17 protein-coding genes are annotated in these 21333 nt (G+C 39.1%); 11 read left to right on the top strand and 6 right to left on the bottom strand.

All coding sequences use genetic code 11. The annotated features are described in order from the left end of the window. Positions 1-96: 96 nt before the first annotated feature. Both mrcB and QUE09_RS01995 read right to left on the bottom strand, forming a co-directional pair. Complete coding sequence (gene mrcB, locus QUE09_RS02000; protein ID WP_286234534.1) at positions 97-2424, bottom strand: penicillin-binding protein 1B; 2328 nt, start codon at positions 2422-2424, stop codon at positions 97-99. A 12-nt stretch (positions 2425-2436) separates the two neighbouring features. Beyond that, positions 2437-3498 (bottom strand): CNNM domain-containing protein, encoded by a 1062-nt coding sequence (locus QUE09_RS01995; RefSeq protein ID WP_286234533.1) that lies wholly within the window; start codon positions 3496-3498, stop codon positions 2437-2439. Positions 3499-3674: 176 nt separating this feature from the next. Between QUE09_RS01995 and QUE09_RS01990 the strand changes: the two genes are divergently transcribed. Then, positions 3675-4169 (top strand): MarR family winged helix-turn-helix transcriptional regulator, encoded by a 495-nt coding sequence (locus QUE09_RS01990; RefSeq protein ID WP_286234532.1) that lies wholly within the window; start codon positions 3675-3677, stop codon positions 4167-4169. 100 nt (positions 4170-4269) lie between these two features. On the opposite strand, the gene glnD is transcribed toward QUE09_RS01990, so the two are convergent. From glnD to hrpB, 3 genes are all read right to left on the bottom strand, one after another. Continuing rightward, positions 4270-6843 (bottom strand): [protein-PII] uridylyltransferase, encoded by a 2574-nt coding sequence (gene glnD / locus QUE09_RS01985; RefSeq protein ID WP_286234531.1) that lies wholly within the window; start codon positions 6841-6843, stop codon positions 4270-4272. An 8-nt stretch (positions 6844-6851) separates the two neighbouring features. After that, on the bottom strand, positions 6852-7670 hold the full coding sequence (locus QUE09_RS01980; RefSeq protein WP_286234530.1) for a hypothetical protein: 819 nt from the start codon (positions 7668-7670) through the stop codon (positions 6852-6854). 344 nt (positions 7671-8014) lie between these two features. Then, positions 8015-10528 (bottom strand): ATP-dependent helicase HrpB, encoded by a 2514-nt coding sequence (gene hrpB / locus QUE09_RS01975; protein WP_286234529.1) that lies wholly within the window; start codon positions 10526-10528, stop codon positions 8015-8017. 196 nt (positions 10529-10724) lie between these two features. Between hrpB and QUE09_RS01970 the strand changes: the two genes are divergently transcribed. From QUE09_RS01970 to QUE09_RS01960, 3 genes are all read left to right on the top strand, one after another. Then, positions 10725-12530: a choice-of-anchor I family protein gene (locus QUE09_RS01970; protein ID WP_286235863.1), complete on the top strand. Its 1806-nt coding sequence runs from the start codon at positions 10725-10727 to the stop codon at positions 12528-12530. Between the two features lie 103 nt (positions 12531-12633). After that, entirely contained in the window at positions 12634-13182 is a 549-nt protein-coding gene (gene thpR, locus QUE09_RS01965) for an RNA 2',3'-cyclic phosphodiesterase (protein ID WP_286234528.1), read from the top strand. A gap of 101 nt (positions 13183-13283) precedes the next feature. Further along, a complete protein-coding gene (locus QUE09_RS01960; protein ID WP_286234527.1) occupies positions 13284-13697 on the top strand; it encodes a hypothetical protein in 414 nt (137 codons plus the stop codon). Between the two features lie 19 nt (positions 13698-13716). Here QUE09_RS01960 and pepB read toward each other — a convergent pair whose 3' ends face one another. Next, entirely contained in the window at positions 13717-15003 is a 1287-nt protein-coding gene (gene pepB, locus QUE09_RS01955) for an aminopeptidase PepB (protein ID WP_286234526.1), read from the bottom strand. Positions 15004-15124: 121 nt separating this feature from the next. Between pepB and sfsA the strand changes: the two genes are divergently transcribed. From sfsA to panC, 7 genes are all read left to right on the top strand, one after another. Then, on the top strand, positions 15125-15838 hold the full coding sequence (sfsA, locus tag QUE09_RS01950; RefSeq protein WP_286234525.1) for a DNA/RNA nuclease SfsA: 714 nt from the start codon (positions 15125-15127) through the stop codon (positions 15836-15838). A 340-nt stretch (positions 15839-16178) separates the two neighbouring features. Continuing rightward, a complete protein-coding gene (gene dksA / locus QUE09_RS01945) occupies positions 16179-16619 on the top strand; it encodes an RNA polymerase-binding protein DksA (protein ID WP_286234524.1) in 441 nt (146 codons plus the stop codon). Positions 16620-16631: 12 nt separating this feature from the next. Continuing rightward, the gene (gluQRS, locus tag QUE09_RS01940) at positions 16632-17528 is read left to right on the top strand and encodes a tRNA glutamyl-Q(34) synthetase GluQRS (protein WP_286234523.1); all 897 of its coding nucleotides are present in this window, start codon (positions 16632-16634) and stop codon (positions 17526-17528) included. A 185-nt stretch (positions 17529-17713) separates the two neighbouring features. Then, a complete protein-coding gene (gene pcnB, locus QUE09_RS01935; RefSeq protein WP_286234522.1) occupies positions 17714-19099 on the top strand; it encodes a polynucleotide adenylyltransferase PcnB in 1386 nt (461 codons plus the stop codon). A 2-nt stretch (positions 19100-19101) separates the two neighbouring features. Beyond that, positions 19102-19593 (top strand): 2-amino-4-hydroxy-6-hydroxymethyldihydropteridine diphosphokinase, encoded by a 492-nt coding sequence (folK, locus tag QUE09_RS01930; RefSeq protein ID WP_286234521.1) that lies wholly within the window; start codon positions 19102-19104, stop codon positions 19591-19593. Positions 19594-19648: 55 nt separating this feature from the next. Beyond that, positions 19649-20443 (top strand): 3-methyl-2-oxobutanoate hydroxymethyltransferase, encoded by a 795-nt coding sequence (panB, locus tag QUE09_RS01925; protein WP_286234520.1) that lies wholly within the window; start codon positions 19649-19651, stop codon positions 20441-20443. Between the two features lie 6 nt (positions 20444-20449). Next, positions 20450-21295 carry a pantoate--beta-alanine ligase gene (gene panC, locus QUE09_RS01920; protein ID WP_286234519.1) on the top strand — a complete coding sequence of 282 codons (846 nt, stop codon included), beginning with the start codon at positions 20450-20452 and terminating at the stop codon, positions 21293-21295. Positions 21296-21333: the final 38 nt, after the last annotated feature.

Genomic DNA, 21333 nt, shown 5'->3' with positions numbered 1-21333 from the left:
TAGGGGGGATTAGCAAAAAAAACTGATAATAATTACTTAACCACATAATCATGGTTGAATCTCGCCAAACAACTTAAAATGGATGTCATTAAAAAGCTATTCACCGAACAAGCGTTCAAGCCAAGATTTCTTTTTCTTTTCAGGCTGTGGCTCCAAGCACGAGTACTGCTTAGTTAAGCCTCTTGCGATAGCTGGCATGTGTACATTTTTCTGGCATTCTACTGCCATTGCGAGCCCTGTTTTTGAATCAAAAGGTAATACTTCTATATCATTAGGCATAGTGCTGTCTTTACTTTGAGCACCGTAGCTATTTAAAAAATCTGCAAACAAAACTAAAGCACCTGAACTGCCGGTCAGGTTAGTTTGTTTGTTATCATCTCGACCAATCCAAGTGGTGATTAAATGCCTTTTGTCATAACCAACAAACCAACTATCACGCTGATCATTAGTCGTACCAGTTTTTCCCGCAAGTACTTTGTCTTTTAGACGCCAACTAAGCGACTTAGCCGTCCCTTCAGTAGCCACTTTCGTTAATGCATAATCAACAAGATAAGTCGCTTGCTCTGAAAAATAGGGTACTGGTTCAGCAAAAAATTCATACAATGTTTCACCTTGCGCAGACATTATTTTCTCAACAGCGTGACTTTGCACCGCATAACCTTGGTTAACGATCGGCAAATAAAATTGACTCACTTGGTAGGGAGACATATTTATTGAACCCAGCAGCATTGAAGGTCTGAGCGTAATATCACTATCATACCCCAACAAATGCACCACTTCGGCAACGCTTTCTAAACCAAGTGCCATGCCTAAGTTAACCGTCGGTATATTGAGCGACTTGACGAGGCTATCAAGTAAGGAAACCTGACCACGAAATTTGCCATCATAATTTTTAGGCTGCCAAACATCACCGTTATCAGCTTCAAAACTAATTTTTTTGTCATCAAGTATCGTTGCCAATTGATAATCTTGATAACGTTCAAGTGCTGCTAAATATATTGCGGGTTTGATCAACGAACCAATCGGTCGCTTAGCGTGTAACGCACGGTTAAAGCCGGCATAACCACTCTCTTTACCACCTACAACGCCTTTCACTGCACCTGTTTTTCGCGCCGTCACTATCATTGCTGTTTCTAGCTCATGCGCTTTATCGCCCGCTAAACTTTCAAGTTGTTGGTTAACCTTTTTTTCCATTAAGGTCTGTGTATGCAAAGAAAAAGACGTAAAAACACGTATGCCTGACGCTTGCAACTCTGGTGGTAACAAAGTGCCAAGTTCTTTTTTTACTAACTGTAAATAAGCTGGGAATTTTTGTTTATTTTTAATTAATCGACGAGATTTACGGACCGATAAGTCACTTTCTATCGCGGCTAAATATTCAGCCTTAGTCAAATAATCTTGTTTAAACATGAGTTTTAATACGAGATCTCGGCGTTTTTTTACACGCGAAGCATAACGCCAAGGATCATAATAACTAGGCCCTTTAATTACGCCAACTAATGTTGCCATTTGTTCATCTGATAACTGGGCAACGCTTTTGCCAAAATAAAACTCTGCTGCTAAACCAAAACCATATATACCATTAGCAAAATGTTGACCTAAATAAACCTCATTAATATAAGCTTCTAGTAACTGATCTTTGCTATAGCGGTACTCAAGTAATAGCGCCATAATTGCTTCATTAGCTTTGCGCCAAATCGTTTTCTCACGAGATAAGTACATGTTTTTAACCAGTTGTTGCGTTAAGGTACTACCGCCTTGCACGGTTCTACCTGCCTGAATATTACTGTATAACGCTCGTAAAATTCCAAGTGGTGAAATACCCGCGTGATGGTAAAAATCGCGATCCTCTACGAGCAATAAAGTATCCAGTAATCTTTCTGGCACAGACTGCAACGGCACGAGTACACGATCTTCTTTATTTTCTGGAATGATACGATCGATTAAATAGGGTTCCAAAACAATTGAAGAGGACGGTTGTTCATCGATATAGAGGTTTTCAACCCTTTGTTCATCACCAATGTTATTTATATCGATCATAATTTTTTGCGGATATTCGATACCAGCGCCGAAATCAAATGCGCGCCGATAAACAATAATACGTTTTTTTGATAACGCAAATTGACCAGGTTTAGATACTTTTGTTACCCGCTGATACCCCATCAACGATAACTCTGCTTTTAAATGCTTAAAATCAATGACGCTACCAAGCTGGTACTCTTGTACCTTGCCATAAACTTGAACAGGAATTTGCCAACGTTGTCCTTCGAATTTTTCAACAACCCGCGCATCTAAATATAGCGTGTAAAACGCTAATACTACGGTAAATAAAAGCGTAACCTTGAGCATAAAAAAGCTAAAACGAGCGAGTTTAGAACGTTTTTTTATACTTGATGCAGCTGTATTTTCTTTGCTTTTAACCACGCAGAAACTTACCTACTCATCGTCTTCGTTTTCAGAAATTTTACTATTGCTAGATTTCAAACGTTGGCGAAACTTTGCTTTAGCCAACATTTGCATATCTTCCACTTGGTCGCTTTCGTCAATGATTTCACGCCCCAAAAATGTCTCTATCGCATCTTCAAGGGTTACAACGCCTGCCGTTTGCCCAAAATGATCTTCAACTAAAAAAATATGTTCATGACGTTTAATAAAAATATCAAGCAACGGTAACACCGGCAAACTTTCAGAAATACGATGAAGCGCCTGTTTAATATCAATAAGTTGAGTTTCACCTCGCCCCTGACGCTCTAGCTCGTAGAGCGTTCCTTTGATAATAACGCCGGTAATATTATCGACAGAACCGGTATATACTGGAATACGCGTAAAACTCGCCGTTTGTTCAGCGGCAAGTGCTTCAGAGATTGTTAATGTTTCATCAAGCGCATGTACAACACTTCGAGGCGTCAAAATATCTTCTGCTTTAACATCCCTTAACGTTAATATATTTTCAACGAGTTGGTTTTCCTGATAAAAAAGCGATCCATCTTTATGACCAAGCGCAGCAAACGCTCTTATTTCATCACGAGAAACAACATCCGTTTTATTTTTATCAAATAGGCGTGTTAACAGCGATGAAAACCACACTAACGGATATACAACTTTGACTAGAAAGTTGATGACATAAGCTGATGGAATAGCTAAGTTACGCCAGAACTTAGCGCCAATCGTTTTAGGAATAATTTCTGAGAAATAAAGGATAGCTAACGTTAACAAAAATGCAATTAAGGTTTCTTTTTCTTCACCAAACACTCTAATAGCTTGAGCACCTACACCAGCAGCCCCCATAGTATGGGCAAAAGTATTAAGGATCAAAATACTTGAAATTGATTTGTCGATGTTATCTTTTACTTGATTTAACACCTTACCACCGAGTGGTTTTTCTTTTTGAATATTTTCGACAAAGCTTGGTGTTACAGACAGTAATACTGCCTCAAGAATTGAACATAAAAACGACACACCTATTGCAATAGCCAAGTATGTGAGAAGTAAAGTCATAAAATCTGCAAGTTAAAACATTTAAAATAAACGATTATTGTAAACTAGCTAACTATGCTTTCATATGCTTAAGTGGTAATTATTCAAGCAAACGAGCTAATTTCATCGCTTATTACTATGCAACATTAAAAGAAATGTATAAGCTACCACAACGTTAAATAATCGAAGTTTTTGCTATGGAAAAATACGAAGAACTACTCGTTGCGATCAGAAGAGTAATAAGAGCGATTGATTTGCATTCAAAGCAATTAAACAAATCTGCTGGCCTAACGGGTCCCCAACTTTTAATTATGCAAGAAATTGCACGCATTAAAGGTGTGACAGCAAGTCAGATAGCTAAGTCGATTAATTTAAGTGCGGCTACGGTAACAAATATACTTGATAGGTTAGAAAGTAGAGGCTTTATCGAGCGCATCCGAAGTACGGAAGACAAGCGAAGAGTCACATTATTTTTATCTGACAGTGGTAGGAATAGTCTGATTAACGCCCCACAACCTTTGCAACAACATTTCATTCAAAAATTTTGTCATTTAGAACAATGGGAACAGTCGTTACTGCTTTCCTCTATGCAGCGTATCGCAACAATGATGGACGCCAATGAAATAGACGCTTCACCGATGCTAGAATTGGACTTAATGCAAGCCAGCGCTGAGGTTAATAAACACTCTTAATCACTCGGGCGTTAATTACTAGGTTTATAACACGCACCAGCAAGCCTTTTAAATCCAGATAATCGCGCGAAATAAGATCAAGTAAAAACGTTACTTGATCTTACAACGATATTTTATCTTCTATCAGTTTTACAATTTCTTCCTTGGTATGATTCAATAGCGGTTGGTCATCACTGTTAGAGATCAAGAAAACATTATCATTGCATTCACCCAATTGACTAATTTTCGCAGAATGTATCGTAAAGCCATGCTCATTAAATACTTGGCATATTTGCTCTATATAGCCAGGATCATCCAAGGCATTAATTTTAATTAACGACTTGTCTTTATCGGGATAAGACAATACTTCGATAATGGGCTCTTGCTCAAATGTCTCCACATACATTGGTGCTTTAATCGCTTTACCCGTATCCCCTGTATCGAGTATTTCACTTACACGGTCAACAACGGTATTGAGTCGATATTCATCATCAACCACGTCATCACTTTCACTTAAGAGCTGGAAGACCTCAATCACATAATCGTCTTCAGTCGTAAGCATATTCGCTTCTTTTACCCGAAGTTTTGCTTTTGATAACACTTTAAAAATATCAGAGAAAAGTTGATCTCTATCTGGCGTGTAAACAACTAAGGTAGTAAAGCCAAGATCATTTGACTGACATAAAAAAACATGATGTTGTTCATGCCAGTTATTAATTATTTTTTCTGTAATTTCAACGATATGCTCAACACAATTAGCGGTGAAAAACTCACTCGGTAGTTTCTTCCACCACTTTTCTACATTGGTAATATCAATATCACGGTGTAACTGACTTTTAGCTATTGCTTTTTTATCACTGATTAAAGTTCTCGCCTCAAAAACATTACCTGTTCCTTTAGCAATCACTTTCTTCAAGCCTTTGTACAATAAAGAAAGTTGATATTCGATCCAAGGATTCCACGCACTTTCATTAGTTGCCATTAAATCCGCCACGGTAAAACAAAGTAACGCATCAAGCTTTTCCTGTGATGAGATAGACTTTACGACTTTCTGAAAGATAGCCGGATCATTTAGATCGCTTTGTTTACACACATCAAGCATCAAAGTTTGATTTTTAACTAACCAAAAAACTAATTGAATGGAACGTTCATCCAACTGATGAAAAGTCGCAAACTCCTTTGCTTGCATTGCACTTAATTCATGATCTTCATCGGTTTGTCTACCAGACAAGTGATGACACAAGGTCGCTAGTCGCAGGGGCAATTTGTCAGGTAACCTTTGATAGGCTTTAACAGGTAAGCTGTCATGTTCATGATATTTTTCAAAGGCTCCTAAATAAGCCAATGCCTTAAAGGCGTGTTCATCAACTGTGTAGGCGTTATGCATATCAAACTGCATTTGCCCTTCAATTAACTGCCAGTGTGAAAAATAGACCGACAAAATACCATAGCGGTGCATCAGCCCCAATGCTTGCTCAAAGCCATCAGTTTTAGACAACAATTCGATAAACTCGTCTCTACAACCTTGATAATCTTGTAGTTCACCAAGTAATGAGCGCCTAACATTTCTTAACGCTCGTAATGTCTTTGGTGTAATACCGGTCACTGCATCAATGTCAGAAATTAATCTAAACATGCGAATAACTTGTTTCTTTTCTATGAAAAGATTTCTATCTTCTACATCAATTAAACAGCCTACACGTCTAAAACCACTATCAAGCTGCTTCACTTTATCGCCAAGGCTCTTAGGCGTATGTTCTATAATGAGCGTATCAAGAATTAATTGGTTTAATTCGCGGATCCTAGTCATTGCTCTAAACAATTGCCGCATCATACGCTCTATCGCTTGTTGGCTGTTCTCTCCATCACCAAAACCAAGCATCTTGGCAACATCCGCCTGGTATTCGAATAACAACTGTTCAACAGAGGATTCAGCCATGGTATGCAATGCCCAACGGACGCGACAGACGAAGTCAAACGCTTCTTTTAGCTCAATTTTTTCATCAGTAAGTAACAGTTTGGTGCCGTTAAACACTTCGGCATAACCTAAGCCATAAAATTTTTGCGCAACCCACAAGATACTTTGTACATCACGCATTCCTCCAGGATTGTTCTTTAAGTTCGGTTCTAAAAACAACGCGGTGTTTTTTGCCTTAACGTGTCTTGCTTTTTGTTCAGCCAGCTTTTCTTCAAAGAAACGTTGATGAGACCAAATAGACTCACTATGCATGAAATCGTGAATTGTCGTTGCATGATGTGTTGGACCTGCCAGATTTCTTATGTCCAATAAATTCGTTGCTATCGTTACATCATGTTTTGCCTGCTTTTTTGCCTCGTCTAAGGTTCTAACAGAATGACCAATATCAGCACCTAGATCCCACAATTTTGTGAGAAATTCAGATAATGCTTCTTGCTGTTGTTTATTAATCTTTTTGTCTATGATAATCGCTAAATCAATATCAGAGCCAGGATGCAAAGAGGCTCTGCCATAACCACCAACTGCATTTAAAGAAATTGTTGTATCTGACAACCCATAAAAGCGCCATAGTTCTGTCAATAGTTGATCAAAAAAGGCAGCTCGTTCGGTTAATAGCTCTTGAATTGCATCAGTCATAAAACGACGGTTTAACCCCTCGTCTTTTTCTTTAATCACTGACTTTAGTGTTAAAGCATCCGGTAATGTGTTGAAATTCATTGAATTCTCTATAATCGTTTAAACCACGTATTCAGGCTGTCGAGTTCACCATCTACCAGCGATTCATTTTTTAAACGCCCACCAAACTCAAACCCTTGTTCAACACATATAGCATTTATTGCTAGGCTACTGGCAGGCACAATGGTAAACGCAGTGGTGCAATCTCGTTCTTTAAAATAGCTTTCCATCTCTGCCAATAAGTTTTTAAGTAACTGCCAGACGTCAAACTCAGCACTAACAATGAAATCTGAAAATTCAACAACTTGCTGTGATTCATCATAAATTGCGGTTGCTGTTGCCACAATTTTGTCGTTTGATTGCGCAAAAAATTTGTGGTGACTATCATGCTCTGTTGTGCCGTGTTCTCTGCCAGTAAAAATCAACTTATCTTTACTTTCCACGTTACTACGAACAGTGTTAGTCCCAACAGTTACCCGGTCAAAATTAAAATCAGTTAATTTATTTTTTCGGCTTATGTAGGCTTTTTCAAGGACTTTATCATGAATGCTGGAGAGATGATTTTTGTGGTGTTTATCGTCAAGGTAATAAACAACATAAAAAGCATCTTGTAAGCCATAGTAAGCCATGATTGACGCTTCAACTTTAAAGCCATGTTGAAAAAAATAAATTGCTTGTGATTCCTTAACTTTGATACTGATTTTTGCCGCATTTTTTTGATAACAGTAGCGCATGACCATTTCTACAAATACTGATAAATCAATAGTACCTAAATCATCAACGAGTAAAGTGTTTGCTTCTGTATCATAAACAAAGTCTATATTTTCTTCCTTGGCTAACTCTTCAAAACTCAACGGTTTTATACTCATAATATTAAGCTAAATCGCTCCTAAGTGCATATTTAATAGAAAAAACAATTAGAACTCTTACTATTCAAATAGTAACAAATGGTCAAAAAATAGCAAACTACCCTTAAAGAAAGCACAATAATAGCGACACATAGAAGAAAGAATGTATAAATTTTCACTAAGCACTAATTTTATTTCTACTCTAATGATTAGGGCCTATTGTTCTTTTTAGATTAAATTTTGTTCGAACTAAACGCTCTTTGTCATTTATACGTCGTTATTGCTTTTCATGTAGAGTAACCACATATTAATCGCAATGCCTTGTCTAAATACCAATAAACTGCTGCAAAAATAAACACGAAAGATCAACAGCCCCTCGTTGTCTTTTTGGCTTTTACCGAACGACCCGGTGTTTCATCAAGTGGTTTTTCAGGCCATCGATGTTTGGGGTATTTACCACGCATATCTTTAACTACGTCAAAATAAGACGTTTGCCAAAAATGAGCCAAATCACTGGTGGTTTGAATAGGCCTACGAGCGGGTGATAATAGTTCAAAGCGCAAAGGAACCGTGTGACCCGCGAGCATAGGCGTTTCAAGCTGACCAAACATTTCTTGTAAGACAACCGCAACGGTAGGGCCTTGTGCTGCATCATAACGAATAGCAATAGTTTTATTACTGGGAGTCAGATAGTTTATTGGAGCTTGTTCATTAAGTATTTGTTGTTGCTGCCAATCTAAATTGGCCACTAATAAATCATAAATATCAAGCTGTTTTAAAGCTTTAAGTGATGGTACATGACTAATATAAGGTATTAGCCACTGCCCGATATTCTCAAGTAACTGTTGCTCTGATAATGTTGGAAATTCCTTGTTATGAGCACTGAGCCACTCGGCCCGTGCCAACCAAGCCTCACAGCGTTCGGTCCACTTCAAAAATCGAAGCCCTTCTTGCTTTAAAATATCACCAATGCTTTGCGTTAACTGTTTTTGCTCAACAACACCAACATTTTCCTCGTGAAGAACAAGCGCATAGTAATACGCGATTTTTCGGCTTAAAATATTTTCTTTCTTGTTATCTAAGCAATACTTGGTTTCAACCTTTACTTTATCTTCAGTGATCGATGTCATTACTGTCTTTGAAATTGGTAATGCCATAAAAATTAATCCATTTTTGTTTTTACCGTCACAATCACAAACAATTAGCCAACCAGATGCTCTGAGTGTGTCATCTTCACGCACACAGACACCTCGCCCATTGGCTAACAGAAAACGTTCTCCATCACTTTTTCTTGCCTTCGCTAAACGATCAGGAAACGCATTAAAAAGTAACTTTGGAGCACATTGTTCAAACACTGAGATATCTATTTTCTCAGCGTTAAGGCTAATAGATAGCTTATTGGCAAAACTATGCGCAAGTTTCTTCACTTGCTCAAGCGCACCTTTATTTATATTAGTAACAGAGCGAATGCCGCTTAGGTGATCACTTAAAAGCTGAAACCTTAAAGTAATATCTGCGCTATACGACGACGTTAGAATATCTCTTTCAGACAACAACGCCGCCAGTAAGCAAGCAACCGCTTTCTCTGTATTATTTTGGCAATGCAGTAACATACTACTTAACCTTGGTTCTACACCGAAGTTTAGCGCTCGTTTGCCCAGTGTTGTGACGCGATTATTTTCGTCAAAGAAACCCAAAGCTCGATTTAGTTGGCACGCAACATCAAAATGATGCTTTGGCGGACGAGACAACCAGTTCGCTTCTTCATACTTTGTTATTCCCCAAGCAGACAACTCCAATGTTAACCCCGTTAACTCTGCGGTCGCTATATCTGGCAGCTGGAAATCTTGCAGCATGGCATGTTCAGTATTAGACCACAATCGGATGCACTGTCCTGCTTGTACACGCCCAGCTCTTCCTGCACGTTGATCAGCGGACGCCTTCGAAATATTTACTGTGCTCAGACGAGATAAACCACTTTTTACATCAAATGTAAGTACTTTTTCTAACCCGGTATCAATAACAGTTGTAACACCTTCAATTGTTAAGCTAGTTTCTGCAATATTGGTTGAAAAAATAATGCGCGTGGCAGAACCTTTATACAAATTCAATACTTTTTCTTGCGCAGCTAAAGGCAAGCTACCATATAAGGGTAACAATAAAACTGCTTGATTTATCGATGCTTCTGCAAGCTCAATACAACGTTTAATATCGCCCTGTCCAGGCAAAAAAACAAGAATATCGCCTGTCACATCGTTTGCTAAAAGTTGCTGTAATTGTTGTATTACCCGCTCGGAAATATAGTGAGAGCGTTGCCCTGCATAGTAAATATCTACAGGAAAAGTTCTACCTGGGCATTTAATAACTGGCGCTTGTGCTAAATAATCAGCGATATATGCAGTATCAATGGTCGCTGACATCACTAATAGCTTTAATGATTCGTTGTAAGCTTCTTGAACCTCTATGGCGAGCATTAAAGCTAAATCAGCATGTAACGAGCGTTCATGAAACTCATCAAAGATAATTAATCCGATATCAGAGATCTCTGGATCTTGTTGAATTCGTCGTGTGAGCACACCTTCAGTGACAATTTCTAAACGTGTCGCATTGGAAACTCTACGCTCATTTCGAACCTGATAACCAACGGTTTGTCCTACGCCTTCATTTAATAATCCAGATAAATAATGCGCAATAGATTTCGCCGCAACGCGTCGAGGCTCTAGCATGATTATTTTTTTATTACCGACAATAGCCGCTTTTAACAATGCCAAAGGCACTGCCGTTGATTTTCCTGCACCAGGCTCTGCTTGCAACACTAATCGCTGGTGATTACTAAGTGTTGTTTTTATTTTGGAAATAAAGGCTTCTATTGGTAACAAAACTATTTAGTACTTCTTCAACATAACTAGCGCGATTATAACAGAGGATAAAACAAAAAAATGGTGTTCTGTCACGTTGTTATTAGTGTCAGTGCATATCAATAGTGTCATTTTACCTTCATGAATATGCAAAAAATTTGTCATGTGTTTTCACTAAAGTATTGGGATCGTTACATTAAAAGAGATAACAATGAAAATGTTAAAACAACTTTCCATCGCGACAATATTACTGTCCATGCTAATGGCATGTAACGGCGATGACGGACAAGATGGTAAAAATGGCTCTACAGGGCCAACCGGTGCGCAAGGGCCAAAAGGGACTGATGGCGAAGACGGTAAAGATGGCAATAGTGCGACTGTTAACTTAACACCAAAACTAGTTGCGCGCGCAGTACTTAACGCAGAGTCTCCTGAAGGCGCAGCTGAAATTGTTCAATATCATAATAAATCTGGCTTAATCTATGCGATTAATAGTTCTAGCAATCAAGCAACGGTTGATGTTCTATCACTTTTAGACGCAGATCCTAATATATTAACTAAAGATGCAGAAGGCGTTGTGACGAACACAAACATGACAATTCAATCGCAAATAGACTTGTCGCTCAATACTACTGGCGATGCTAATAGCATTAGTATTTCCAACAAATATGATTTACTTGCTGTTGCCATTGCTGCACCTACAACCGGTGAAAAAGGTCATATAGCTATTTATGATATTAGCGGTGCTGTTCCTGTATTTTTAAAAAATATTGAGGCAGGCTTTTTACCAGACATGGTTACTTTCACACCTGATAGCAGCAAAATAGTCGTCGCCAACGAAGGTGAACCTAGTGGTGATTATACCGTTGATCCACAAGGAAGTATTTCAATCATTGCGGTAAACAACGGTGTGGTTGCAGATACAGCAATTGATTTAGGGTTTGAAAGCTATAACACTAAAAAAGTTGAATTGATGTCACAAGGTATGATGTTCCCAAATCCTTCAGGTCGTGTAATCAAAGGGCAAACGATAACAACGACCGTGGCGATGGATATAGAGCCTGAATATGTTGCAGTATCAAATGATAGTAAGTTTGCTTATGTTAGCCTGCAGGAAAACAACGGTATCGCTATCGTCGACTTATCAACAGATAAAATAACGACAGTAAAAGGCTTAGGTTTTAAAGATTGGTCAAATTATCTCATTGATGCCTCCGATAAAGACAATGGTATTAATTTGCGCCAATATCAAAACCTCTATGGCATGTATCAACCTGACAGTGTCAGCTCTTACACTTGGCAAGGTGCTCACTTTATCGTAACCGCCAATGAAGGTGATGGTAGAGAATATTTCTTTGATGCAACAGATGAGACATCTTGTTTAGCCAATGGTGGCATCGAATATGATGAAGATGATGGCTGTTTAGCCTACCTTGATGAGTCTCGCGTTGAAGATCTGACATTAGATCCAATTGCATTTGATGGAATTAATAATGATGATGACGATCTTGGCCGATTAAAAGTATCAGTGGTTAAAGGAGATATTGATAATGATGGCGATTATGATGCGTTATACACTTATGGTGCTCGTTCATTTTCAATTTGGGATCAAAATGGCAACCTTGTGTTTGATTCTGGTGATGACGTCGTTCGCATTACTTCTGCAATCCATGGTCAAGCATTTAACAATGACGAAGATGCCAACGAAGGAGATACACGTTCTGATGCAAAAGGCGCCGAGCCTGAAGCATTAACCATTGGCGTTGTGGCAGGTAAAACCCTCGCATTTATTGGCTTAGAGCGTATGGCAGGTATCATGGTTTATGACATCTCCAATCCTTTTAACGTAAAGTTCGTTGATTATTTTATTAACAGAGGTGTTACGGAAGACGCTGAAATCACGGGCGATTTAGCGCCAGAAGGGATGAAATTTATTCCAGCAACTACGACACAAGATGCAATGCTAATTGTTGGTAATGAAATTTCAGGTTCAGTCAGTGTGTGGCAGCTGTCGGTGAACTGATACTTTAAACTATCGTAGATTACAACGAGGGTATGTTAAATATTGCCTAAATATACCCTCTTTATTATGCTGTAATGATAACTTCCTAGATTTGGTTATATCCATGAAGCGAATGTTTTTCGCCTTAGATATTAGCAACTCAGATAAACAATATCTCGCAAAGTGGCGACAACAAATATTGTTGAATGCCAAGCCCGTTTCACAAGAAAACTTTCATATTACACTGTCATTTCTCGGTATGCTGAGCGACCTTCAAATTGAACAATTAATTACGTTTGTCGACGCTCAAAACCTGTTGAGCAAACAAGCACCTTTTGAAATTTGTGCAACACAACTTGGTCTTTTCAAAAAACCCCAGGTATTGTACCTAGCATTTCAAAACTTCCCTAAACCGTTATCACGTTTAGCGTATAATTTGAGCCATCAAGCAAGCATCATGGGAATTACGCAACATCATCCGTCCTTTTTACCTCATATAACCCTGTTTCGAAAGGCAAAAGAAATACCACAACAACAAACTAAAAGTGAGGGGGTTTCTATTATGCTTACGATCAGCCAATTCAGCCTATATCACTCTTACAGTACCAATGAAGGTGTACGCTATAAACCAATAAGAACCTGGTCATTCACTACCAATAAGTCATTGAAATAACCATAATTAAAAAGTTGCAACTTTCGTAAAATCTGCTTACTTGGCAACGTCAATAATTCCTGCTATTGATATCTGCTCTATTTCAAACCAAGGAGGAGCATATGAATTTAGCTGCACATGGTGACTATCATATTGAAAAAGAGGGCAATATTCTTGTTGTAGATGCGCACGGCCCATTCAATGAAATCACCGCGCACGCCTATGTTGAAGATATGCAAAAAGCTTGCGAACAATACCAAGGAAAACCTTGGGGGTTACTTGTCACCTTCTATGGTAATAGTATCTTTACACCAGAGGCAGAAAAAGCATTAGTCGATGTAACACGTTATCGGATGCAACGTGGCATGATTGCCAACGCAAGTGTCATTGTGGAAAGTAATTCCGCAGACATTCAGCAAATGCAGTTAAGAAGAGTTTACCAAGCATGTAATCTTAAATTTCATGTTTTTGCTGATATTGTCTCGGCGAAAAACTGGTTAGTTGAGTTTGTAGAAGAGCAATCACATGCTATGTAACGGCTCTTCTACATATATATTACTTAAGTAATAAACGAGAAATAGTGGCAATTGACATACCCGTTGCTCCAGCACCCCACATAGCATTCGCGCTACCATTATAAGCAGCCGCTAAATCGAAGTGTAACCAACCAGCACCTTCATTCGGCACAAAACGAGAAAGGAAACCTGCAGCGTTACTCGCGCCTCCCATACCTCCACCTTTCTGAGTTCTGCTATTTGCAGTATCAGCAAATGCGGAGGGACACTTCTCTTGATGCCATGTTTCCAATGGTAAGCGCCAAAGCGGTTCTTGCTCCGTATCAGCAGCCTCTAAAGCATATTGTGCTGACTGATCATCTAAAGACATTAATGCAGTATAATCGCCTCCAGTAGCAAGCATGGCCGCTCCCGTAAGCGTCGCAGCATCGATAATCATATCTGGATCCGATTCACTCGCCAACAATAGCCCATCAGCTAATACTAAACGTCCTTCAGCATCAGTATTGGCTACTTCGCACGTCACACCATTTTTATAAGTTAATATATCACTAACCTTATAAGCACTGCCGCTGATCATGTTTTCAGCGCAACACAAAATCAGCTTTACGCGTTTATCTAACCCTTGTTGAATCGCATAAGCCAGCGATGCGGCGACAACAGCAACCCCACCCATATCACACTTCATGTTAAACATGCCTTCATTAGGCTTAAGGCTATAACCACCGGTATCAAAAGTAATACCTTTACCAACCAAACAAACACTAACAGCAGCGTCATTATTACCCGTAGGGTTAAAATCAATCTCAGCTAAACAAGGCGCATGTTGACTCGCCTTACCAACGTTATAAACACCAACCCACCCGTTATGTTTTAACGCTTCGCCTTTCACAACATTCATGTGAATATGCTCTGGCGCTAACGATTTTAAGTAATCATAAACACTTGTCGTTAACACTTCTGGCGACTGCTCAGCTGCCGTTTGGTTTGTCAATGTTTTCGCCCATGCGTATGTCGCTAGTTTATCTGCGAGTTTGTCAGCCTCTTGACCCGTAAAAGTAACACTGTTTAATTTTTCAATACAACTAAAGCCTTGTGCAAAAGCCCATTGAAAATGCTCTTGCCATAAATCCCCAACTAGCGTTATCTGTTCTATTCCCATCCCTTCAAGCTTACGGGCAGCCTTTTGAATATCTCGACTAATTGCTTTATTTAACGTTGGAAAATATAAATATACGTTACCATCAATACACTGGATAGTTTTCTCTTGTTGCCAATCTTTAGCTTTATTTTTAGTTGTTAGATGCACTAAAACACGTTGCTTCACACGGTCACCTTTTTGGTTGTATTTTTATAGTGTTAGTTTACACCATTCTTACTATTCACTCACTCCAAGATCTGTAATTAGTTATGATATAGTGCGTTTTTTATCATCCAAACACATACAAATGAAACTAGAACTTGGCCATGCAACGCTGGAGAAGCGTTATAAACGTTTTTTGGCAGATGTAATATTACCGAATGGCGAGAAAACAACCATTCACTGCGCTAACACCGGTGCAATGACAGGCTGTGCAGATGCTGGTAGCATTGTACGGTACAGTATTTCTGACAATGTAAAAAGAAAGTATCCGTTTAGTTGGGAGCTCAGCATTACTCATGAACAACATATGATTTGTGTTAATACTATACGAGCGAATCAACTGGTAGAAGAAGCACTCGTTAACAGGCGTATTACCCAACTAACGCAATTTACCTCTTTAAAGAGAGAAGTTAGGTATGGTGAAGAAAACAGCAAGGTAGATTTTTTTATTAAAGATTCACAAGGTAAAGACACCTACATAGAAGTTAAAAGTGTCACTTTACTTGACGCGAAACAAGGTTACTTTCCAGACGCAAAAACAGTACGGGGGCAAAAGCACCTAAGAGAACTCATGGACGTTGTAGCCAGCGGAAAACGAGCAGTACTATTATTTGCTGTACTTCATTCTGGTATCGAGAGTGTTGCCGCTGCACGTCATATTGATGAAAAATACGCACAGTTACTTTTAGAGGCATATCAACAAGGCGTCGAAATTATTGCCTATAAAGCAGATTTCAATCTTACGTCAACGATTGCTGAACTCACGCTGACGCATCAAGTCCCTGTTATAATTGACTAAACATCAACTTAACCTCATGACTTTTCACAAGAAGAAACCGTTTATCTGTTAAAAAAGACACACTGCTTAACAAACATTTATCAACAAAAGATTGACGAGAGCTGTAGAATCTTGCTAAAAAAGTGGGCTTGCGAGAAAAGCAGGATTCATAAGATATATGTTACTTCTGTAACGTTTTGATATTTAGTTAAAAAATATATTTTTAACATTTGTTCTTGAATTTTGTCTAACGTAACACAATATAGTTCTGATATTTCAGGTCTATTTAAAAATTGGCACATGCAATCAAATACGCATTCTTTAATTGTTATTTGATCGAGTTAGCTTTAGGAGAATTAGCATGCCAAACAGTAAAGCTTTAGGTATTTTAGCATTAGCCGGTGTTGAGCCGTATGTAGAAAAACCTAATGAAGAATACATGAACGCTGAGCAATTGGAACACTTTAAAAAGATCCTAGAAGCTTGGCGTACGCAACTTCGTGAAGAAGTCGATCGCACCGTAACTCATATGAAAGATGAAGCGGCGAATTTTCCTGACCCTGTTGACCGTGCAGCTCAAGAAGAAGAATTTAGCTTAGAGTTACGCACCAGAGATCGTGAACGTAAATTAATTAAAAAGATTGAAAAAACTTTGCAATTAATTGAAGAAGATGATTTTGGTTTCTGTAAGTCTTGTGGCATTGAAATTGGCATTCGCCGATTAGAAGCTCGTCCTACAGCCGATCTATGTATAGAGTGTAAAACATTAGCGGAAATTAAAGAGCGTCAGCTTGCAGGCTAATCATCTATATAGATGAGTAAACCAATCATGTCAGAGCGATCTTCATATTATCGAGGTCGCTTTGCGCCATCTCCTTCTGGATTTCTTCATTACGGCTCCCTTATTACCGCATTAGCGAGTTTTCTTGATGCTAAATACCATCAAGGAGAGTGGTTGGTGCGAATTGAAGATATTGATCCGCCGCGAGAGCAACAAGGCGCTAGCGAAAGTATTCTCGAAACACTACTTGCATATGGTCTTCAATGGGACCAAGAAGTGATGTTTCAAAGCTGTCAATCAAAACGATATGAACAAATAATTGAAAACTTAACGCTGAACCGTCTAGCATATAATTGTCAGTGTACACGTGCACAAATAAAAGCAATGGGCGGGGTCTATAATGGCCACTGTCGGACGCTCAACCTCTCGAGAGAAAACTGTGCTATTCGGGTAATTAATCAAGAAAAAACGTCTCATTATACTGATATATTTCAAGGACACGTGTCTTGTGATAGCACGTTGGCCGCTGAGGATTTCATTATTAAAAGGCGTGACCGCCTATATGCATATCAGCTAGCTGTTGTTGCCGATGATATTGAGCAAGAGATCACTCACGTAATACGAGGGTGTGATTTGTTAACGCCTACGGCGAGACAAATAAGTTTTTTTAAGTTATTAGGAAAAACCGTACCTTGTTATGGTCATATTCCACTTGCTGTGACTCATGAAGGGTACAAGTTAAGCAAGCAAAACAAGGCGCCAGCCATAGACATTAAAAAGCCACAGCCTAGTCTAGTTAATGCACTAAGGTTTTTAGGTCAAAACCCTCCTTCTTCGTTACAAACTGCTGATGTCGATACCATCATCAACTGGGCGATAAGTCATTGGCAACGTGCATTAGTACCTAAACAACGGCAAATCTCTATTTAAAGGGTTTTGCTACCACACGAATTCAGAGTCATTCAAAAAAATACCGCGCTTTTAATACGAATACTGTATTTTTTTCATTCTCTTTTTTGCCTCACTGTTATATGATCTCGACGCAGTTTTTAGTTTTGAGGTTGTTAAGTATCAAACGTGTTATCAATTTGTGTAAGAAGGTATTCGGCCAGTCTATGCATGAACAAAAATCAGCAAGTTCAGTCCCTGCAAAACGCAGCGATGGCCCACAAATTTTATCTCGAGACAAACACCCCGTTTCTCGCCAACACATTAGCTCAAATGCACTAAAAGTACTCTATCGTTTAAATAAAGGCGGTTTTGACGCCTATTTAGTTGGTGGTGGTGTACGAGACATTATGCTTGGCTTAGCACCAAAAGATTTTGATATCGCAACTAACGCAACGCCTGAACAAATTAAGGCCTTATTTAGAAACTGTCGCCTCATTGGTAGACGCTTTCGTTTGGCTCATATTGTTTTTGGTCGCGATATTATAGAAGTAGCGACTTTTCGTGGGCATCACGATGGCAATTCACCACAAGCATCCTGTGCTAAAACGTCAAAGCAAAGTGAACACGGCATGCTACTTAGAGACAATATTTATGGCTCAATTGAAGAGGATGCTGAACGCAGAGATTTTACAATAAACGCCCTTTATTATTCTGTTGCTAACTTCAATGTTTATGATTTTGCTAATGGTGTTGAAGACATTAAACAACGCAAAATTCGGTTAATTGGGGATCCTGAAACACGTTATCGTGAAGACCCCGTTCGCATGCTTCGCGCGATAAGATTCGCAACTAAGCTTGATATGACCATCAGTAAAGAAACTGCAGCACCGATTATTGCACTTGCTCCATTATTAGACAATATTCCGCCTGCGCGCTTATTTGAAGAATTTTTAAAGTTATTTCTATCAGGTAAAGCTTTAGAAAACTTCCATATGTTGCGCCAATATGAACTGTTTCGCTATTTTTTTCCTGTTGTTGATGAAGCACTAGAACAACAGTCTTTACTTTATTTACCAGCCTTTTTAGAGCAAGCCTTTAACAATACGGATGAGAGAATCAATAACGATAAACGTGTTACGCCAGCATTTTTATTTGCTGCACTGTTATGGTATCCCATTCAGCAGCAAATAAAGGTATTAAAACAAACATCGTCGTTAACACCGCAAGATGCTTTTTTTACCGCCTACGGCGAGGTAATGGCTCGACAACAACAAAGCATTGCTATTCCAAAACGCTTCCAAACTGTGATCAAAGACATTTTGATATTGCAAGAAAGATTAACTCGTCGCGATGGTAAACGCGCATATAGAGCGTTCGAACATCCTAAATTTAGAGCGGGTTATGACTTCTTACTTTTGCGTCACCAAGTCGAATCTGCACAAGGAAATAACGATTTAGCAGAACTCACTGATTGGTGGACTGAATTTCAGCAAAGAAATTATGAAACGCAGCAACAAATGATAAAGTCATTGGCGCGAAGTAAACCAAGCACGAGACGCACACCTAGAAAGCGTCGCCGTTCACCACGTAACAATAAGCCCCAACATTAATTATGGCGCTCTGTTATATCGGTATCGGCAGCAATTTATCTAACCCTGCTAAACAAATTCAACGGGCGATAGATCAATTGAAACAGCATGACATGTTTACTGTTAACGCTGTTTCATCACTGTACTGCAGCCAGCCTATGGGGCCGCAAGATCAGCCAGATTACATGAATGCAGTAGCCTGTATCGATACGTCGCTTTCACCAGTAGCATTACTTGACGCATTACAAATGATAGAAAAGAATGCCGGTAGAGTAAGAAAAGGCGATCGCTGGGGAGCGCGAATACTTGACTTAGATATTCTACTTTATGATTTAGATGTGATTAATACAGAGCGCCTCGTCGTACCGCATTATGGTATGAAAGATCGTGAATTCGTTTTAATTCCGTTGGCTGAGATTGCACCAACGTTAATTCTCCCCTGCCAATCCAGCGTTGCTAGTTTAGCCAAAAGCATCGATAAAAACGCACTAACAATTCACAGCCAACTCAGTTAAAATCGCTACAAGTAAATAAAATTAAAGCATGATAAATATGCTTTTGGATCTTTAAATGACAAAGATAACAACTTCTGTGTTGCAAAAAATGAAGCAACAAGGCGAAAAAATTGCCACCATTACAGCTTATGATGCCAGCTTTGCTAAACTGTTTGATCAGGCAGGTATTCACGCTATTTTAATTGGAGATTCACTCGGTATGGTATTGCAAGGGCAAGATGATACCTTACCCGTTGACGTAGACCATATGGCTTACCATACGCAATGTGTAAAACGTGGCGTTGAAAACACGCTTATAATCAGTGATCTGCCTTTCATGAGCTACGCAACAAAAGAACAAGCTTTTATCAATGCTGCCAAATTAATGCAAGCAGGGGCCAGCATGGTTAAAATTGAAGGTGGACTTTGGTTAGCCGAAACAATTTCTGGCCTCGTTGAACGTGGTATTCCTGTGTGTGCACATCTCGGACTAACGCCACAATCAGTCAATGTTTTTGGTGGCTTTAAAGTACAGGGACGTGACAACGATAAAGCGCTAGAAATGATCGAGCATGCCAAGGCTTTAGAAGCGGCGGGTGCGCAATTATTGGTCTTAGAATGTATACCAGCTTCGCTAGGTAAAGCGATTTCTGAAGCATTAACTATACCTACAATTGGTATAGGTGCAGGCAAAGATACTGATGGCCAGATATTAGTGATGCATGATGCACTGGGCATTTCTTGTAGTTATATGCCTAAATTTTCCAGAAACTTTCTCATCGACACTGGTGATATTAAAAAAGCCATAGAATTATATATCAGTGAAGTTTCACAAGGAAACTTCCCTGGTGATGAACATATATTTAAGTAGATTAAAATGATCGTCGTAAATGATATTGCAACCTTACGTAAAGAAGTTAACCAATGGCGACTACAAGGGTTAAAAGTCGCTTTTGTTCCTACCATGGGAAACCTGCATGCAGGCCATATTTCTTTAATCACAGAAGCGCACAAACATGCTGATAAAGTGGTGGCCAGTATTTTTGTTAATCCGATGCAATTTGGTCAAAATGAAGACATAGAGAATTACCCAAGAACATTAGCAGCAGATCAGAAAAAGCTCGCTGACGCGGATACTGACTTACTTTTTACCCCCACACCTGCAGTTATTTATCCAAAAGGTCTGGATAAGCAGTCATTTGTTGAGGTCCCTCAGGTATCAGAAGGTTACTGTGGTGAAAGCCGACCTGGCCATTTTCGTGGTGTCGCTACTGTTGTTTGTAAACTCTTCAATATTGTGCAGCCTGATGTCGCATGTTTTGGCTTAAAAGATTTTCAACAGGTGCAAGTTATTCAAACTATGGTTGATGACTTATCGATGCCTATCGATATCATACCAGTACCTACCGTTAGAGAACCGAGTGGGCTCGCATTAAGCTCTAGGAATAACTATTTGACGGAAGAAGAGCTAAAAATAGCGCCTGCATTGAGTCAAAATATTCAATGGCTGGCCGAACAGATAAAACAAGATAATGACTTTATTGGCCTTGCAAAACAAGCTGCTAATTTCATTAATAATGCGGGTTTAAAAACAGATTATATACATATTTGTCATGCTAAAACGCTACAACCTGCCAGTGAGGATGATAAAGAGCTTGTTATACTAGCAGCTGCGCACTGCGGAAAAGCTCGCCTTATTGATAATTTGCAAGTCAATCTGTAATAAATCATCAGGGCAATCAAAATAAAAAGGCCAGCAGT

Origin of the sequence: Thalassotalea sediminis, from assembly GCF_030295915.1 — a bacterium.
GTDB classification, from domain to species: Bacteria; Pseudomonadota; Gammaproteobacteria; order Enterobacterales; family Alteromonadaceae; genus Thalassotalea_C; species Thalassotalea_C sediminis.
This window is presented reverse-complemented; position numbering and strand designations above follow the sequence as displayed.

Coding starts and splice junctions, on each gene's coding strand:
- QUE09_RS01995 (WP_286234533.1), bottom strand. CDS start 3,498: ATGACTTTACTTCTCACATACTTGGCTATTGCAATAGGTGTGTCGTTT.
- QUE09_RS01990 (WP_286234532.1), top strand. CDS start 3,675: ATGGAAAAATACGAAGAACTACTCGTTGCGATCAGAAGAGTAATAAGA.
- glnD (WP_286234531.1), bottom strand. CDS start 6,843: ATGAATTTCAACACATTACCGGATGCTTTAACACTAAAGTCAGTGATT.
- QUE09_RS01980 (WP_286234530.1), bottom strand. CDS start 7,670: ATGAGTATAAAACCGTTGAGTTTTGAAGAGTTAGCCAAGGAAGAAAAT.
- QUE09_RS01970 (WP_286235863.1), top strand. CDS start 10,725: ATGTTAAAACAACTTTCCATCGCGACAATATTACTGTCCATGCTAATG.
- thpR (WP_286234528.1), top strand. CDS start 12,634: ATGAAGCGAATGTTTTTCGCCTTAGATATTAGCAACTCAGATAAACAA.
- QUE09_RS01960 (WP_286234527.1), top strand. CDS start 13,284: ATGAATTTAGCTGCACATGGTGACTATCATATTGAAAAAGAGGGCAAT.
- sfsA (WP_286234525.1), top strand. CDS start 15,125: ATGAAACTAGAACTTGGCCATGCAACGCTGGAGAAGCGTTATAAACGT.
- dksA (WP_286234524.1), top strand. CDS start 16,179: ATGCCAAACAGTAAAGCTTTAGGTATTTTAGCATTAGCCGGTGTTGAG.
- gluQRS (WP_286234523.1), top strand. CDS start 16,632: ATGAGTAAACCAATCATGTCAGAGCGATCTTCATATTATCGAGGTCGC.
- pcnB (WP_286234522.1), top strand. CDS start 17,714: ATGCATGAACAAAAATCAGCAAGTTCAGTCCCTGCAAAACGCAGCGAT.
- folK (WP_286234521.1), top strand. CDS start 19,102: ATGGCGCTCTGTTATATCGGTATCGGCAGCAATTTATCTAACCCTGCT.
- panB (WP_286234520.1), top strand. CDS start 19,649: ATGACAAAGATAACAACTTCTGTGTTGCAAAAAATGAAGCAACAAGGC.
- panC (WP_286234519.1), top strand. CDS start 20,450: ATGATCGTCGTAAATGATATTGCAACCTTACGTAAAGAAGTTAACCAA.